The sequence below is a fragment of the Marivirga aurantiaca genome (assembly GCF_016679925.1).
Classification (GTDB): domain Bacteria; phylum Bacteroidota; class Bacteroidia; order Cytophagales; family Cyclobacteriaceae; genus Marivirga; species Marivirga aurantiaca.
This window is the reverse complement of record NZ_JAEQBW010000012.1, coordinates 32,394-48,265: the sequence shown is the minus strand read 5'-3', so window position 1 is coordinate 48,265 and position 15,872 is coordinate 32,394. Positions and strand designations below refer to the sequence as shown.

At 36.9% G+C, this 15,872-nt stretch carries 15 protein-coding genes; 7 read left to right on the top strand and 8 right to left on the bottom strand.

Annotation, left to right across the window (positions count from 1 at the left end; genetic code table 11):
* Positions 1 to 60 precede the first annotated feature (60 nt).
* A complete protein-coding gene (locus JKA74_RS20985; RefSeq protein WP_201432603.1) occupies positions 61 to 1,359 on the bottom strand; it encodes a TonB family protein in 1,299 nt (432 codons plus the stop codon).
* The gene (locus JKA74_RS17885) at positions 1,352 to 1,921 is read right to left on the bottom strand and encodes an RNA polymerase sigma factor (RefSeq protein ID WP_236587913.1); all 570 of its coding nucleotides are present in this window, start codon (positions 1,919 to 1,921) and stop codon (positions 1,352 to 1,354) included. Before JKA74_RS17885 ends, JKA74_RS20985 begins: the two co-directional genes overlap by 8 nt.
* 153 nt (positions 1,922 to 2,074) lie before the next feature.
* Between JKA74_RS17885 and JKA74_RS17880 the strand changes: the two genes are divergently transcribed.
* Entirely contained in the window at positions 2,075 to 3,943 is a 1,869-nt protein-coding gene (locus tag JKA74_RS17880) for a vWA domain-containing protein (protein ID WP_201432602.1), read from the top strand.
* A 116-nt stretch (positions 3,944 to 4,059) separates the two neighbouring features.
* Here JKA74_RS17880 and JKA74_RS17875 read toward each other — a convergent pair whose 3' ends face one another.
* The 3 genes from JKA74_RS17875 to JKA74_RS17865 are packed head-to-tail and all read right to left on the bottom strand — an operon-like array spanning position 4,060 to position 5,902.
* Positions 4,060 to 4,932 carry a PIG-L family deacetylase gene (locus JKA74_RS17875; protein ID WP_201432601.1) on the bottom strand — a complete coding sequence of 291 codons (873 nt, stop codon included), beginning with the start codon at positions 4,930 to 4,932 and terminating at the stop codon, positions 4,060 to 4,062.
* 12 nt (positions 4,933 to 4,944) lie between these two features.
* Positions 4,945 to 5,568 carry a hypothetical protein gene (locus tag JKA74_RS17870; protein WP_201432600.1) on the bottom strand — a complete coding sequence of 208 codons (624 nt, stop codon included), beginning with the start codon at positions 5,566 to 5,568 and terminating at the stop codon, positions 4,945 to 4,947.
* A complete protein-coding gene (locus JKA74_RS17865; protein ID WP_201432599.1) occupies positions 5,555 to 5,902 on the bottom strand; it encodes a PadR family transcriptional regulator in 348 nt (115 codons plus the stop codon). Before JKA74_RS17865 ends, JKA74_RS17870 begins: the two co-directional genes overlap by 14 nt.
* 139 nt (positions 5,903 to 6,041) lie before the next feature.
* Here JKA74_RS17865 and JKA74_RS17860 point away from each other — a divergent pair, with 139 nt between their 5' ends.
* The 3 genes from JKA74_RS17860 to JKA74_RS17850 all read left to right on the top strand — a co-directional run bounded on the left by JKA74_RS17860 (position 6,042) and on the right by JKA74_RS17850 (position 9,985).
* Positions 6,042 to 7,589 carry an SDR family NAD(P)-dependent oxidoreductase gene (locus JKA74_RS17860; RefSeq protein WP_201432598.1) on the top strand — a complete coding sequence of 516 codons (1,548 nt, stop codon included), beginning with the start codon at positions 6,042 to 6,044 and terminating at the stop codon, positions 7,587 to 7,589.
* 387 nt (positions 7,590 to 7,976) lie between these two features.
* Complete coding sequence (locus JKA74_RS17855) at positions 7,977 to 8,642, top strand: TetR/AcrR family transcriptional regulator (RefSeq protein ID WP_201432597.1); 666 nt, start codon at positions 7,977 to 7,979, stop codon at positions 8,640 to 8,642.
* Positions 8,643 to 8,644: 2 nt separating this feature from the next.
* Positions 8,645 to 9,985 (top strand): ABC1 kinase family protein, encoded by a 1,341-nt coding sequence (locus tag JKA74_RS17850; protein ID WP_201432596.1) that lies wholly within the window; start codon positions 8,645 to 8,647, stop codon positions 9,983 to 9,985.
* Positions 9,986 to 10,073: 88 nt separating this feature from the next.
* Here the strand turns inward: JKA74_RS17850 and JKA74_RS17845 are convergent, their stop codons facing one another.
* Both JKA74_RS17845 and JKA74_RS17840 read right to left on the bottom strand, forming a co-directional pair.
* Positions 10,074 to 11,849: a sodium:solute symporter family protein gene (locus JKA74_RS17845; protein WP_201432595.1), complete on the bottom strand. Its 1,776-nt coding sequence runs from the start codon at positions 11,847 to 11,849 to the stop codon at positions 10,074 to 10,076.
* Positions 11,850 to 12,009: 160 nt separating this feature from the next.
* Entirely contained in the window at positions 12,010 to 13,230 is a 1,221-nt protein-coding gene (locus JKA74_RS17840) for a bifunctional alpha/beta hydrolase/OsmC family protein (RefSeq protein ID WP_201432594.1), read from the bottom strand.
* 421 nt (positions 13,231 to 13,651) lie between these two features.
* Between JKA74_RS17840 and JKA74_RS17835 the strand changes: the two genes are divergently transcribed.
* The 3 genes from JKA74_RS17835 (at position 13,652) to JKA74_RS17825 (ending at position 15,117) form a co-directional block, all read left to right on the top strand.
* Complete coding sequence (locus JKA74_RS17835; RefSeq protein WP_201432593.1) at positions 13,652 to 14,047, top strand: TerB family tellurite resistance protein; 396 nt, start codon at positions 13,652 to 13,654, stop codon at positions 14,045 to 14,047.
* A gap of 56 nt (positions 14,048 to 14,103) precedes the next feature.
* A complete protein-coding gene (locus tag JKA74_RS17830) occupies positions 14,104 to 14,250 on the top strand; it encodes a hypothetical protein (RefSeq protein WP_201432592.1) in 147 nt (48 codons plus the stop codon).
* Positions 14,251 to 14,565: 315 nt separating this feature from the next.
* The gene (locus tag JKA74_RS17825; RefSeq protein WP_201432591.1) at positions 14,566 to 15,117 is read left to right on the top strand and encodes an acyl-CoA thioesterase; all 552 of its coding nucleotides are present in this window, start codon (positions 14,566 to 14,568) and stop codon (positions 15,115 to 15,117) included.
* 88 nt (positions 15,118 to 15,205) lie between these two features.
* Here the strand turns inward: JKA74_RS17825 and JKA74_RS17820 are convergent, their stop codons facing one another.
* Positions 15,206 to 15,625 (bottom strand): hypothetical protein, encoded by a 420-nt coding sequence (locus JKA74_RS17820; RefSeq protein ID WP_201432590.1) that lies wholly within the window; start codon positions 15,623 to 15,625, stop codon positions 15,206 to 15,208.
* Positions 15,626 to 15,872: the final 247 nt, after the last annotated feature.

Sequence of the window (15,872 nt, the reverse complement as noted above, 5' to 3'; positions counted from 1 at the left end):
AGCCATTTCGCATAAGCAATTCAGCTATGTTGGAATAGAAATCTGGCCATTATTTAGGATTTATAATTTAAACTTAATTTTTACTCTTTGAGTAGATTCAACTGGCTGGCTTCCTCGTTTGGCCGGTTCCCAGGATGGACCTTCTTTAATAAGCCTAATGGCTTCCTCATCGCAGCCATCTCCTAAGCCTTTAAGCACTTCAATATCCTTAATTGCTCCGGAGGGACTGATTGTTATTTTTAGCCTGACATTCCCCTCGGTTTTACTTTCCTTAGCCTTTTCAGGATACTGAAGATTGTTCTCCAGGTATTTCCTAAAATCTTTATAGCCCACTTCCGGTTGTGCAGCACTGTAGCTGTCATCTTTTTCAGCCTCTTTATCATAAGCGGTAACCACTACCTCGCTAAGCTGGTTTACATCTGGTTGCAATTCAATATCTACAATATTGTAGTTATCAACGGAGACTTCTTCTTTTTGCATTCCAATATAACTGGCAATAATAATATCATCAGGCTTGGCTGAAATTTCGAAATTTCCATCCAGATCGGTATTTACTCCCACTGAAGAATTTTTAACTAATATATTTACTCCGGGTAAGCCCTCTCCGGTTTCAGCATCAGTTACTCTTCCGGTAATTGTTTTTTCGTCTGAAAAAGGTTTTGTAGTAATTTTCTTTGATGGTTGAAGTGTTGAAGATTTTACTCTGTCAGCCAGAGCGTTTCCAGCTTGCATATCCTCCATGTCATATTCAACTTCAATTTCTTCGATTTCTTCAATTTTAGAGGGTACTTCCTCTTCGATACCTGTCGGGGCTGAAAAAAAATCAGTTTCCTCCGATTTTTGTTGTGCCACTTCTTTTGGTTTTTCTATAGCACTTTTAATTTCTTTAGCAGAAGTGCCAGACTGGGTTATTTCAGATCCTGCTTCGGGTTCAGATGCCGGAGCAGGAACTTCCAATGATAATTGCTCTTTTTCAAACTCCACCATATCATTTTTTTGCAGTGAAATGGGCATCATCTCCTTTTGGTTATCCAAAAATGTATTTACCAAAACAGCGGACAATATCAGGAGTAAAAATACTGCGGCATAGGGCAATGCTCTACGCCATAAAGGAATGATGGCATTTTTCTTTGGTTCACTAATTCTGTCTGACAGGCGGGTTTTCAACAATGATAGATCTTCAAAAGCCTTTGCGTTGTACAAATAACCTTCCATAGCTTCTGCCTCAAACGGATGATCCAAAAGATATTTTTCTACCCGATGCTGTTCGGATGAAGAGAGTTTTCCCGAAGCATAGGCTTGCATGAGTTCCTCACTCAATTCTTTAAGAGGTTCAATATGGTGATTGTTTTTATTCACTTTGTTGTTCCATACATTGTTTCAAATTGCGTTTTCCGTTCTGGATATAACTCTTTACTTTTTTAAGATCAAAGGCTGTAGTCTCTACAATTTCCTGATAACTTTTCTTTTCCAGGTAAAACAATTCAATGCATTGCTTTTGTTCGATTTTAAGTTGTGCAATACAATCATTCAACCTGTCCAGGTTCTCTTCCGTCAAAGCTTCATCATCATGATGCACAAACTGTACATTTTCCATATGATTGTACGAAGAACTTTCTAAATGATCTGTCAGGCTTCTTTTTTGCTTTCTCAATTCCATCAGGCAATGGTTTTTGCTAAGCACGTACAACCAGCTCTTGAAATTTTCTATTTCAAATTTGGGTAATTTTATAATCAGCTCTTCAAAAATAGCCATTACTGCATCCTGGGATTGTTCACGGTCCTTAAAGTATTTTAAACAAACACCATACACCAAATGCATATACGGAGCATATATTTCTCCCAGCAACGCTAGATCATTGGTTTCCCTGAATTGTTTGATCAGTTTTCTTTCCTTATCTATGTGAATGGTGTCTGCCAATACGAATATTTAATTATGCTCTAAGATAGCTTTATTTCGAAAATCTATTTTATCTGCAAAGCAGTTAATTTGAGGGCTAAGAAAAAACTTTTATGGAATTTCTTAAGTGGCTGCATCCTACCTACAAAATGTTTCACTTAAATATAAATTACCATGAAAAAATTAGCAGGAATTTTAATATGTAGTCTGATGCTTGCAAGTGTTGCAATGCTCAATGCACAAGTAAGAACTATTACAGGAAAAGTAACAGATGCCTCAACTGGGGAGGAGTTGGCAGGAGTAAACGTACTGTTGAAAGGAACATCTATTGGGGTGAATACAAATTTGGATGGTCAATATTCCATAAATATTAATAAGGCTGATGCCATTTTGGTTTTTTCATTTATTGGAATGGAAAAGCAGGAAATAGCGGTTAAAAACCAATCTGTTATTGATGTTCAAATGCATTCAGATGTTAACCAACTTTCAGAAGTGGTTGTTACAAGCCGTGGTAAGTCTCTAAAGTCTATGTTTACTAAAAAATCTTATGTTGTTCATGAAGATGCAGAAATGGAAGTGGCATTTAATCATCATTATCCACAGGGGACAATAACTAATCAAAATACAGAAGATTATGAGGGTTTGCCTGAAAACGCTTTCATGGAAGCAACAAAGAATCCGCTTTCCACTTTTTCTATTGATGTGGATGCTGCTTCTTATGCCAACATTCGCAGGTTTATTAATTATGGACAAACGCCTCCGCCCGATGCAGTAAGAATTGAAGAGATGATCAATTATTTCAATTATGAATATAATCAACCTAAAGGAAATGATCCCTTTTCCATTAATACGGAAGTTTCGCAGGCACCATGGAATGATAAACACCAATTAGTACACATTGGCTTGCAAGGTAAAATTATTCCCACTGATAAATTGCCTGCTTCCAATCTGGTTTTCCTGATTGATGTTTCAGGATCCATGTCTGGCCAGAACAAATTGCCGCTTCTGAAATCAGGATTAAAATTATTGGTAGATCAAATGAGAGCGGAAGATAAAGTGTCAATAGTAGTATATGCAGGTGCGGCAGGATGTGTATTACCGGCTACTTCGGGAAATGAAAAAGACAAAATAATGGGAGCTTTGCAGAAATTGCAGGCTGGGGGCTCTACTGCCGGAGGAGCAGGAATTAACCTGGCCTACCAAATAGCTAAAGATAATTTTGTGAAAGACGGAAATAATCGCATCATTCTGTCTACGGATGGGGATTTCAACGTGGGGGCCAGCAGCAATGAAGCCATGGAAAATTTAATTGAAGCCAAGAGAAAAGAAGGTGTGTTTTTAACTGTTTTGGGATTTGGCATGGGCAATTACAAAGATTCTAAAATGGAGATTCTTGCAGATAAGGGTAATGGCAATTATGCCTATATCGACAATATGCAGGAAGCAAAAAAAGTATTAGTGAATGAGTTTGGAGGGACACTTTTTACCATCGCAAAAGATGTTAAAATCCAGGTAGAATTTAACCCTGCCAATGTAACAGCTTATCGTTTAATTGGTTATGAAAACAGGAAGTTGCAAGCAGAGGATTTCAACAATGATAAAAAGGATGCGGGAGAATTAGGCTCTGGACATTCAGTGACCGCTTTGTATGAAATAATTCCCAAAGGAGTGGATAGTTATTTCAAGCCCATAGATGACTTAAAATATCAACAAGAGAAGCCTAAAAGTAGTGAAAAGCAGTATGGGGATGAGTTGCTGACAGTAAAATTTCGTTACAAAGCACCTGATGGAGATACCAGTAAGTTGATTGTGAAAACTGTTGACAATGAATCTGTTTCCATTGCCAGGACATCGGATAATTTCAGATGGTCAGCGGCCGTAGCAACTTACGGAATGATATTGAAAGGATCTGACTATCTTGAAAAGGGTGATTACCCTATGGTATTGGATTTAGCCAAAAGTGCAAGAGGTAAAGATGAAAATGGTTACAGAATAGAGTTTATTAACATGGTAGAATCGGGCAGACTGATGAGTAAAAATTAATGAATAAAACTTCCTTTAACCACGTTCGGATAGCCTCCGGACGTGATTATTTTAGCTAGGTCTGAAATTATTCTTATCAATACTATAGTAACAGAAAGATTCTTTCAACATGTACCTCAAATTTTAATAATAGTAAAGAATTCTCTGTTAAAAATATTGAAGTAAAGCCATGACGGATACCAGTGATAATAAACAATAAACTTTTTCAGATTATTATGTTGTGAAGCATAAGATTTAATGGCAGCCATTTTTTCCCTGTGATATTTCCTAATGGGGATTTGAACATTTGGAGCGGGCATACCTTCAGGAGCTTGATAATCCTTCATGGCTTCCTGATAAATTGAAAGATGCCCATTGATAGCTTTTTCCTGCGAGTCAGGATATACCCCCTGATAAATCCTTTCTGTTGAAATTAAACCTTTGAGTTTTAATTCTTCGCTAACTTTCCGAATGGATTGCGCCACAATTACATGCTCTGCATGTCCATAACCACCAATTACATCATCTAAACTAAAAATAATATCAGGATTTGAGGCTCGTATAACATTCTTTATGTACCCTCTCAATGAATCCAAATAAAATACAGATTCCAATTCATCATATGGTACAGACAGAGATTTAGCTTTTTCAGGTTCTTTAAGAAACTCAAAATCAATTATTTGTAAATCAGAAAATTTCTGTATTTCTGCTACTTTTTGTAGCTCGTTTTTGCGATTAAGCTCAAGCGAATCATTTTTTCCGCGGTAAAAACTAACATATTCCACCTGCCATCCTAATTCTCTTAAATAAGCAAAAGTGCCTGAAAATGCTACCAAATCATCATCATGGGATACAATTGCTAATACTTTTTTGTTTTTGTGATTTTGAAAATAGTTATCTTCATTAAATGTCTCAGTTGGACTAAAGCTTATCAAAAAGATAAGATGGGCTAAAACAAATAATGAAATAAATACAATTGTAAATAGGAAGATGGTTTTAATATTTTTCATAATGATATTATATCAGATTGAAGAAATGTAGGAGCGTTTATACATCTGGATAAAAAATAAAGGCAGAAAGACGAATATTAAAATGAGCATTCCATAACTAAATAACATATTGGCCATGGGGTAATGAAGCACTTTGAATATCATCCCAGTGGAAATACCTATGCCAGCCATAAACCCAGTTAAGATCCTAAAAAAGTCGGCTTTGTTTAATATTTTTCTATTCCTGTAGGACATAATGCCTACAGTTGGGATTATTAGGATTAATAAAGAAAGAAAGCCCATTAACATCATTACCGTATCACCAGCCTGCCAATGCCAATGTCTGGCAAGGAGAGAAAAGGATAAACTAAAAGTGGTAATAAAAGTGCCGATATAGAATATTCGCTTCATAAGAATTTGCGGTTTAATTTTAAACAATAGGTTTCTTTCTTCTTCAATTTCATTCAACCCAGCTGGGGCGATTGCCTTAAAAGCTTTTTGAATGCTTTCATTAAAATCAAATCCAGTGGCCATATTAGTTTCAATCGAGCAGCAAAAGTGATCAAGCATGTCTTCTGCAAGAGCCTCTTCTAGAGGTAATTGTTGATTGATCAATGCCCGCACCTTTTCCACTTGTTGTTCATCAAGTAGTACCATACTCAGGATTTGTAGTTATTAACTGTTCAATAATGTTTAGAAAATCCAGTAGTTCGTTGACAGATTTTTTGGTGGAAACCTTCCCTTTTGGGGTTAAACTATAGTACTTACGCATACGCTTACCAATATATACCGCTTCCGAAACAATTAGGCCATCCGCTTCTAATTTATGCAAGGCAGGATAGAGGGAGCCTTCTTTAAGAAGAATTTTTCCCTTTGTCGATTCCTTTACATATTGTGTTAATTCATAACCATACATTCTCTCACTATTTTCCAAAAGCCTTAAAATGATGGTGGATAGGGTTCCTTTTAATAATTCTGTTGATATAGCCATTTACATAGAGTCTAAATACATAGTAAATCTATGTATTAGATTTTTAATCTGCAAATTATTCTAACTTTTCCAGAGTTAATTCTTAAAACATACATTTCTTTGATTTTATAACTACTTTTGCACTTTAATGCATTTTTGTATGGCAGAGAGAAAGAAAGAAGAAACTAATAAGTTAACTGAAAATCAGATTGATGAATGTATTTCCATTTTGGAGAAACTGAATGCTGATACCAATCAGATATTTGAGATTCCTAAAGATAAAAGGTTGGCCCTTTTAATGGCTGCAGGCTTACTTTCCCGTCCCAGCAGAGAAGAATTCGCACGAAGAAAAAAAGACGCTAAAAAGGCAGAAAAACGAAAGATAGCTGAGAAAGATAAACATGCCCGCAACGGCACGGGAATTCGGAGTGCGCGTGAAGCTACCATATTTATTGCCCCCAGCATGGCAGACCGTCCTGAGCTTGAGCATAAGGAATTGGAGTCGCCTAGAAACTGTTATGTCTGCAAAGAAATGTACACCAAATTGCATCATTTTTATGATACTATGTGTCCAGATTGTGCAGAATTCAACTATGCTAAGCGTTATCAAACAGCTGACTTAACAGGTCAGGTAGCTTTGGTGACAGGTTCCCGTTTGAAAATAGGTTACCATATTACTTTAATGATGCTCAAGGCCGGAGCAACTGTTATTGCCACCACACGATTTCCTGTAGATTCTGCTCTCAGATTTGCCAAAGAGCCTGATTTTTCAGAATGGGGGCACCGTTTAAAAATACATGGACTGGATCTGAGACATATCCCCAGCGTGGAAATATTCTGCAACTTTATTGAACAGCAATACGATAGGCTGGATGTTCTTATTAACAATGCAGCCCAAACAGTAAGAAGGCCGGCAGGTTTTTACCAACATTTAATGCCTAATGAAGAAAAGGAGTACAATAAATTACCTCCCTTTGCGCAGGAGCTGTTGGCCGATCATCACGCCTGCTTACAGGAATTAAATACCTTGAGCGAGGGCTTTTTAAAAGGACAGCAGAAAAACCTTCCGGTTACCTGGCATGGTAAGCAACTGGGTATTGGTTTAAGTGCTTCAGCTAAATTGTCGCAAATTCCTTACAGTATTGATAATTCCATCAGTGCAGAAGAGGTGTTTCCGGAAGGTAAGCTTGATGCAGATTTGCAACAGGTAGATCTGAGAAAAACCAATAGCTGGAGATTGAAATTGGGAGAAATCCATACCAACGAAATGCTGGAGGTACAACTGGTAAATTCTGTAGCTCCTTTTGTTTTATGCAACAGGTTGGTGAATTTAATGAAGAAAGATAATACCGGTAAAAAGCATATTATCAATGTGTCTGCCATGGAAGGTAAATTCCATCGCTGGCACAAAGAGGATCGCCATCCACATACCAATATGGCTAAGGCTGCATTGAATATGATGACACATACTTCCGCTTCAGAATTTGCAAAGCATGGTATTTACATGAACGCAGTAGACACCGGCTGGGTAACCGATGAAGATCCTGCTGAATTGGCCAGGAAAAAGCAAGAAATACACGATTTTCAGCCGCCATTGGATATTGTTGATGGCGCAGCCCGTGTGATGGACCCGCTGTTTGACGGGATTAATACAGGCAAACATTGGTGCGGTAAATTTTTGAAGGATTACAGGCCTATCGATTGGTAATAATAGTTTGTTTTGTCTCTGTTTCAATGAGCCGGGATTTATGGAGTGCTTTCTCCCTATTTTGTTAGCCGTGGTACGTGTCTCACGTACCACTTATCTTTTATCTTTATTTTGTCTTATACCCTATTTCTGTGGCTCACAGGTCTTTTTAGTTGCATTTGTCGCAATTACTGTCCTTGACTCATTAAGAAATAGCAATGGGTTTGTCAGTTATCCTAACCCAAAATTGTAATATATTTCTGCTGACAGGTATGTAACATACCTACCATTTCCTATTTGTTTCTATCATTTTCCTCATTTTATTAAAAACCTCTTTTAAATAAGGAATATCAAAACCTTTAAGCCTCGCTTGCTGTTATCCTCACTGATATATAACCGATTAAGATAATGGCAAAACAAGCAGCAACTAAGTTACCCAAACCAGAAGATAAAGCAGCTAAAATCCGATCAGCATTTATAACTTATGTGCTGGAACACGGAAAAGAACCTGCCTCTATTTATAAATTCATGAAGGAGTTAAAAATGAGTGAGGCTATTTTTTATAACCATTACAACTCATTTTCGGCCTTGAGGCAACATGTTTGGCTCGAGTTTCTGGAGCAGACTATTGCTAAGCTGCACGCTGAGGAGGCTTTCATGCAGTATTCTGCCAGAGAAAAATTACTGGCACTTTACTTCACATTAATTGAGGTACTGAAAGAAAACAGAAGTTATGTTCTCATAGACATGAAGCGGGCGAAGAAGCCTGAGATTACTCCTGAATTCCTCAAAGCTTTTAAACATCGCTTCTTACAATTTGCCGATGAAATTTTATTGCAGGCTAAGGAAACGGAGGAAGTAGTGGACAGGCCGATTATTGGCGACAGGTACAAGGATGGTCTTTGGTTACAGACGATGTTTGTATTGCAATTTTGGGTGAAAGATGACAGTATTGGCTTTGAAAAGACAGATGCTGCCATTGAAAAAGCTGTAAATGTAGCTTTTGACTTAATGGGTAAAAGTCCGCTCGACAGCATGTTGGATTTTGCCAAATTCCTTTTTCAAAACAGATAATAATGACTGACAGAAAAGAACAATCAAGTATTCCTATTTCTAAAATTCAGCGTGCAAGTAAATTTGTAAGTACTGGCGCCCGTGTAGGAGGCAATTACTTAAAACATTATACAAAAAAGGCTTTTAATCCGGGAATGAATCGTTCTCAATTAGACCTGGATAATGCCGAGGATATTTACGAATCTTTAAGTGAACTAAAAGGAAGTGCTCTGAAAGTAGCACAAATGCTTAGCATGGACAGAAATCTGCTTCCGCAAGCATATCAGGATAAGTTTACTATGTCACAATACAGCGCGCCACCACTCTCTTATCCCCTGGTAGTAAAAACTTTTCAGAAACAATTTGGGAAAAGCCCCGATGCTATGTTTGATACTTTTACCAAAAATGCTGTGAATGCAGCCTCTATGGGCCAGGTGCACAAAGCCACTAAAAATGGAAAAACGTACGCAGTGAAAATTCAGTACCCGGGAGTAGCCGATAGCATCAGCTCAGACTTGAAATTGGTGCGTCCTTTTGCGACTCGTCTATTCAATATGTCTAATGCAGAGTTGGATCACTATATGGGCGAAGTAGAAGGTAAATTAATGGAAGAGGCTGACTATGATCTCGAATTAAGAAGGTCGAAAGAAATTACTGAGGCATTAGGTAACCAGATTGAAGGGCTTTATTTTCCAAAATATTATGAGGAGTTTTCAGGCAACCGAATTATTACGATGGACTGGCTGGAAGGGATGCATATGAAAGAATTTTTGGCTACCAATCCTTCACAATCAGTAAAGAATAAAATTGGCCAGGCCCTTTGGGATTTCTACGATTATCAGTTTCATCAGTTGAAGCAAGTACATGCAGATCCTCACCCCGGAAACTTTATGTTGCAGGCTGACGGTACGCTGGGAATCATTGATTTCGGTTGTATTAAAGAAATTCCGGAAGATTTTTACGAAAACTATTTCAGCTTATTGAGGCCAGGCTTTTTACAGGATAAAGAGGAAATAGACATACGCTTTAAGGCGCTTGATTTCTTCCATGAGAAGGATACTCCGGCAGAAAGGGAAATTTTCAGCGGTATATTTACCGAAATGATAGGCATGTTGAGCAAGCCTTTTCAGTATGAAACTTTCAACTTTGGCAATAATGCTTTCTTTGAAGAGATTTATGCTATGGGCGAAAGAGTTTCAGGAATGAAAGAAATCAGAAACAGCAACGGAGCCAGAGGTTCTAAACATGGCTTATATGTAAACAGAACGTACTTTGGTTTATATAATATGCTTAATCAACTGGATGCAGTCGTTACTGTTAATAAGCCTGAGTGGCTAAATGGGAATGCTGAGAAAGTTGCCTGAATTGATAAATAGGACTAGACACTGCTTTAACAAAAAGCCATGATGGGTTTCATGGCTTTTTAATTATAGCGGTATCATAAAATTATAATTACTTCAACTTCGGATACAATTTAAACACCCCATAAATACAAACTACTACAAGAGCCATTAATGCACTTCCTTGCCAATAATCTCCATACAAAAAAGAGCCCGTTCCAAACATGAAAGAATAAACCCCTATACTTGCAGCGATCATACACAAAATACCGATTGGCACTTTCCACTGGCGATTATATACCTGCAATCCAGTTTCAGCTACTACTCTCTTAGTAATATGCGTCCAGCCTGGGCCACCTGGATTCACCTTCTTCACAAAGGATAATAAAGTAGCATCATTAGTTTTGGGTGTAATATAACTAGCCAATATCCAGGCTATAGTTGTAATCCCTACACCAATTACCAATTCCTGCCATGCGAGCAAGGCTGTAAAACCAAAATGCTTATGTACAAAACCGAAATACATGGCTACCAGAAAACTCACCACCATGGCAACTATTTCGCTATAGGCATTGACCCTCCACCAGAACCACCTTAGGATATAAATTAAACCTGTTCCTGCACCTATTTGTAATAAAATTTCAAAAGTTCTGAGCGCATTTTCCAACAGTAAAGCGAAAATCATACTCAATGCCATCAATAGAATAGTAAATAACCTGCCAGCTCCTACCAGTTCTTTTTGAGAAGCTTTTGGTTTAAGAAATCTATTGTAGAAATCATTTACCAGGTAGGAAGCTCCCCAGTTTAAGTGTGTAGAAATGGTAGACATATAGGCTGCGATCAGAGAAGTGACTACTAACCCAAGTAATCCTGCCGGAATAAAAGTAAGCATGGCCGGATAGCCCATATCATGACTAATAATACCTTCTGTATTTGGAAAGGCTGTTTTAAAACTGGCCAGATCAGGAAAGACTATCAGAGAACATAATGCCACAATTATCCATGGCCAGGGGCGAATTGCATAGTGCGCCACATTGAAGAACAGAACGGCTTTCAGGGAATTATCTTCATCTTTTGCGGCAAACATTCTTTGTGCTATATAACCACCCCCACCGGGTTCGGCTCCCGGGTACCAAACACTCCACCACTGTACAAGCAACGGGATCAGGAAGATCATTAAAAACATCTCCGGATTAGAAAATGAAGGAAAGAATGACAATTTATCTACTACATTCTCATGCGATAGAAGCTGGCTTAAGCCCCCTACTTTTGGGTGGTTTAAAGCAACAACTGCGGCAACTATAGCGCCTCCAATAGAAAGGAAGAATTGTAAAAAATCTGTAATCAGCACTCCTCTTAAACCACCTAATGAGCTGTATAGTACAGTAATTGTGCCCGCAATGATAACAGTTTGAACGGGAGAAAGCCCCAGCAAAACCCCACCTATTTTTATAGCCGCCAGTGTTACAGAAGCCATAATCATCACATTAAAGAGTAAGCCTAAATACACAGCCCTGAATCCACGAAGAAACTTAGCTGCTTTACCGCTATAGCGTAGTTCGTAGAATTCTACATCGGTAATTACCCCTGATTTTTTCCATAAGCGTGCGTAAACAAATACTGTGAGCATACCTGTTAGCAAGAAAGCCCACCAGGCCCAATTACCGGATACACCATGCTGTCTTACAATATCGGTAACCAAATTGGGAGTATCAGTGGAAAAAGTAGTGGCCACCATGGAAACCCCAAGGAGCCACCATGGCATTTTACCGCCTGCTGCAAAATATTCTTCCGAACTTTTGTTTTTACGGGCCGTCCAAAGACCAATCCCTAAGGAGATAATTAAAAAGCCTATGACAAATGACCAATCTAATGTGCTTAATCTCATTTTTCCTGAATCCGGTTGACAGCATTCATATTAACTATTGCAGCTGCATTTTATTTAAAAATTTCTGCGTGAATATAGAAAAGAATTTCAGGAAATGATGAATACACCTTTGGCATTTTAGTTAAGTTGATATTATTCAGTTAAATGACAGAACATTTTCTTATGAAGTAAGTAGTTCTGATTCTACCTTAATAGGACTCTCTAAAGTTTTGTGAACAGGGCACTTTTCTGCTATTTCAAGAAGCTTTTTTCTTTGTTTATCATCCAAATTGCCTTTTATTTCTATTTTTCTGCTAAAGTAAGTGATTTTACCATCTTCCGATTCACAATTCTCACTGTCTTTTTCATGTCTGTGCTCCTGGTCTACATGAACTAATACTTCTTCTACATTCCATTTCTTTCTATTGGCATACATTCTTAAAGTAATAGCGGTACATGCTGCCAGGGCAGAAGTAAGAAAACCATAAGGTGTGGGGCCGAAATTATCACCCCCTACATCTTCAGGTTCATCTGCTAATAAGTGATGACCTTCAGCTACGAGTTGTGTGGTATAGTTATCTTCTTTGGGGCCTATTAAAGCAACTGTTTGTGAATCGGTAGAAAGGTTGGAGTCGGGTAATTTTTCCACATATTTCTTTGCCCAAATGGCAATCATTTCACCAGCGTGATTGGAGTCGTCTTTATTGCTTATTAAATGATCTGCACCATCCAATGAAATAAAGCTTTTGGGATGGAAAGCATTTTTATAAATTTCCTCAGCATTCTCAATTCCTACTATATTATCCTGGGGGGAGTGTAGTATCAAAATAGGTTTTCGTAAATCTTTTAAATTTTCCAAGGCCTTGTTGTCCTTCAGATCATTTAAAAATTGCTCTTTAATTTTGAATGGCCTTCCTCCAATGGATACCTCAGCTTCCCCTTTTTCTTTTATTTCATCTATTCCATCTTTGATCAAACGCAGGATATGGTCCGGTTGTGCCGGAGCACCTATGGTGGCAATGGCCTTTACAGAACCTATTTTGGAAGCAGCCATTAATACAGCAGCACCTCCTAAAGAGTGTCCAATTAACAGACTAGGAGGTTTGTATTCACTTTTTAGGAAAGCAGAGGCTGCTATCAAATCTTCTGTATTAGAAGAAAAATCAGTATTTGAAAAATCACCTTCACTTTCTCCGAGGCCTGTGAAGTCAAAACTCATTACCGCATATCCATACTTTGTCAAAGCAAAAGAAATATTTCGTACGGCATTAAGATTTTTATTACATGTGAAGCAATGTGCGAAAATCACATAATTTATTGGCTTTCTATCTGCGGGGAAAGCAATATATGCTGCTAATTTATGGCCTTGAGCTCCTTTGAAACTGATTTTTTCTCTTTTCATAGTAGTTAATGTTATTAAATTGATTGAAAGTTTTTACAAATTATTATTAGTGATCCTCCTACGACAATGGTAGGGGGGATTATTTTTTCCTCTTACATAGTAGCGATGATTGTGTATTTTATAATTGTTTCAGATATTGAGAGTTATGTGATAATTGATTTTTGAGAAGCTAGAGCTAAATCAAAAAATAAATACCTCAATGACGCTCTATATTTATTAATAATATTAATAAAATTCATTACATTGGATTTATAAATGAATGAGATTTCAAAAAAGTATAACTATATTTAAATGCCTTTATAAGTAAGTAAAGCTGACTGATATATTAATTAGAAAGTAGGATAATCATTACCATTTAAAGATAAAGGCTGATTGAATATAAGTTAAAAAAAATTATTAAATACAGTCTAAAACATAAATCATGCTTAAAGAACAACTCAAAATCTTAATTAAACTAGCCACAATTGATAACGAGTTAGCTGAAAAGGAGGCGAACCTTATCGAAAAAATTGGTAAGGCAAATGGCATCACTGAGGAAGAAATTTACGGAATGATGAAAAACCCTCAACCGATCAAGAACCTTGACACATTGTCCGAAGATCAACGCTTTGAATACCTTTATAACATTATTCAGCTCATGAAAATTGATGGTAAAGTTTATAAAAGCGAAATTGTTTTTTGTCAGGATGTGGCTGAGCGCTTAGGTTTCAAGAAAAAAGCTGTAGCTGAACTTTCCAAAGGTATATATAGTGACCCTAGTATCACTTCTGATCGAGAGGAATTAAAAGCAAGGTTACGAAAATATTCTTTGAAATAAATTTTGTTTAACCCATAATAATCGTGCCCCTGTGATTCATAGGGGCTTTTTTCATTATGAAAAAATTAATATTTAAAGGTCTTGCCAAACTAAATAAAGTAATATTACCTTCTTTTGGAAAGAAAGACCTTACAAAACTCTCTAAATGGCAAAAGGCCATAGTAGCTTATCGCTATTATATTACTAAAAATGCTTTGGATTAAGCATTTATATCTAACTATGGAAGGTATATAAGATGCCCTGGCTATGCTTCGGTTTTTTACCAGCCTCAGTCAGTCGCACCCCTACCTTGAATTTTTCCGTTTCAATTATCCAGTTTGATTATTTTATCTTTCATTCAACCAGTACAGCATTTTATTTGTAATTTTTTATATTTGATAGGAAGTAGTTACCTGAACCACAGAGCATGAATATGTGGTAAAAAATGTTCCTTTAACAAGAGAACTATATTTAGGTTATTCCATCCCGTTTCTTTCGTCACGGGAAAGATTGTGACCATAAAAAGTAAATATATACATATGAAAGCTAAATCACCTGAATTCTCCAGAACAACCATTACTGAATTAATGATACCTTCTTACGCTAACTTTGGAGGAAAGATTCACGGTGGAATTTTGTTGTCATTAATGGATAAGGTAGCATATGTATGCGGTACCAAGCATTGCGGAGCGTATTGCGTAACAGTTTCTGTGGACAATGTGAATTTTCTACAACCTGTGGAGGTAGGAGATTTGGTGTCTATGTTGGCATCAGTAAACTATGTGGGAAATACCAGTATGGTAGTGGGTATTAAAGTGATAGCTGAAAATGTGAGGGAATCAATTGTTAAGCACACTAACACCAGTTATCTCACCATGGTGGCAAAGGATGATAAAGGGGAATTAGTGAAAGTGCCTCCACTTTTATTAGAAACTGAAATTGACATAAGAAGGTTTGCCGAGGCAATTAAAAGGAGGAAGCTTAAAGCAGATTTTGAACAACAGATGAACCAGGAAAAAACTGATTTTGCTTTGCAGAAAGAAATTAATCTTCTACGGGATCAAAGGTGTGAGGTGAACCTAAGAAATTAGCTGAGCCTTTTCTTTAATAAAAGAAAATAGAAAAAAGTCGTGAGCTTTATTAGGCAACACGACTTTAGTTATTTAAACGTCATAGTAATTAGCTTACCTTTTCCTGCTTGGCTATCAGCCAGGACTTAGCATCATCAACATTTCTGAAAGTTGCCATTTCAAGGGTTGACCCAATTTTAATATTTAATTCCTTGGCGGACATTTCTGAAAAAGTGTTTTCAGAAACCACATGAGCATATTGTTTTAAACCGGCATCAATCACTTTTGGAATTAAAATGGTTTCTATCCATTCCATAGCTTGTGTCCAGGGGCCGGTAGATTTACTATCATCATTTAACAAGTTGCTGCATTTAGTTTTTTTCAATAAATCAACAAATTTCAGTCCCCATTCTTTCATGGCATCTACGTTTGCATATCCCTCCCAATTACAATAAATCCAATTATTTTCGGGTTGATACTCTGTAGTACAAATGACTCTGTTAAGGTTGTTTTTGGTCTCAAATTTCATATTTTTTTATTTTTGATTTTTTACACTATTTCTAAAAATACAAAGAATTTTGAAGATTTTGCTGCTGTTCCCGGTTTCCGATTCTTTACATTAAAAATAAAGTAGTACTTTTTTAAGAAAAATTCCATGAATTTTTGGTATTAAATGTTTTTTTGATTAAAAAAGCACTCCCAACTCTTCGCTATTCTCTTTCACATTTAACTTTATTGAAACTTGAAAACTAATATCCTTACTTAATTATTTTTTC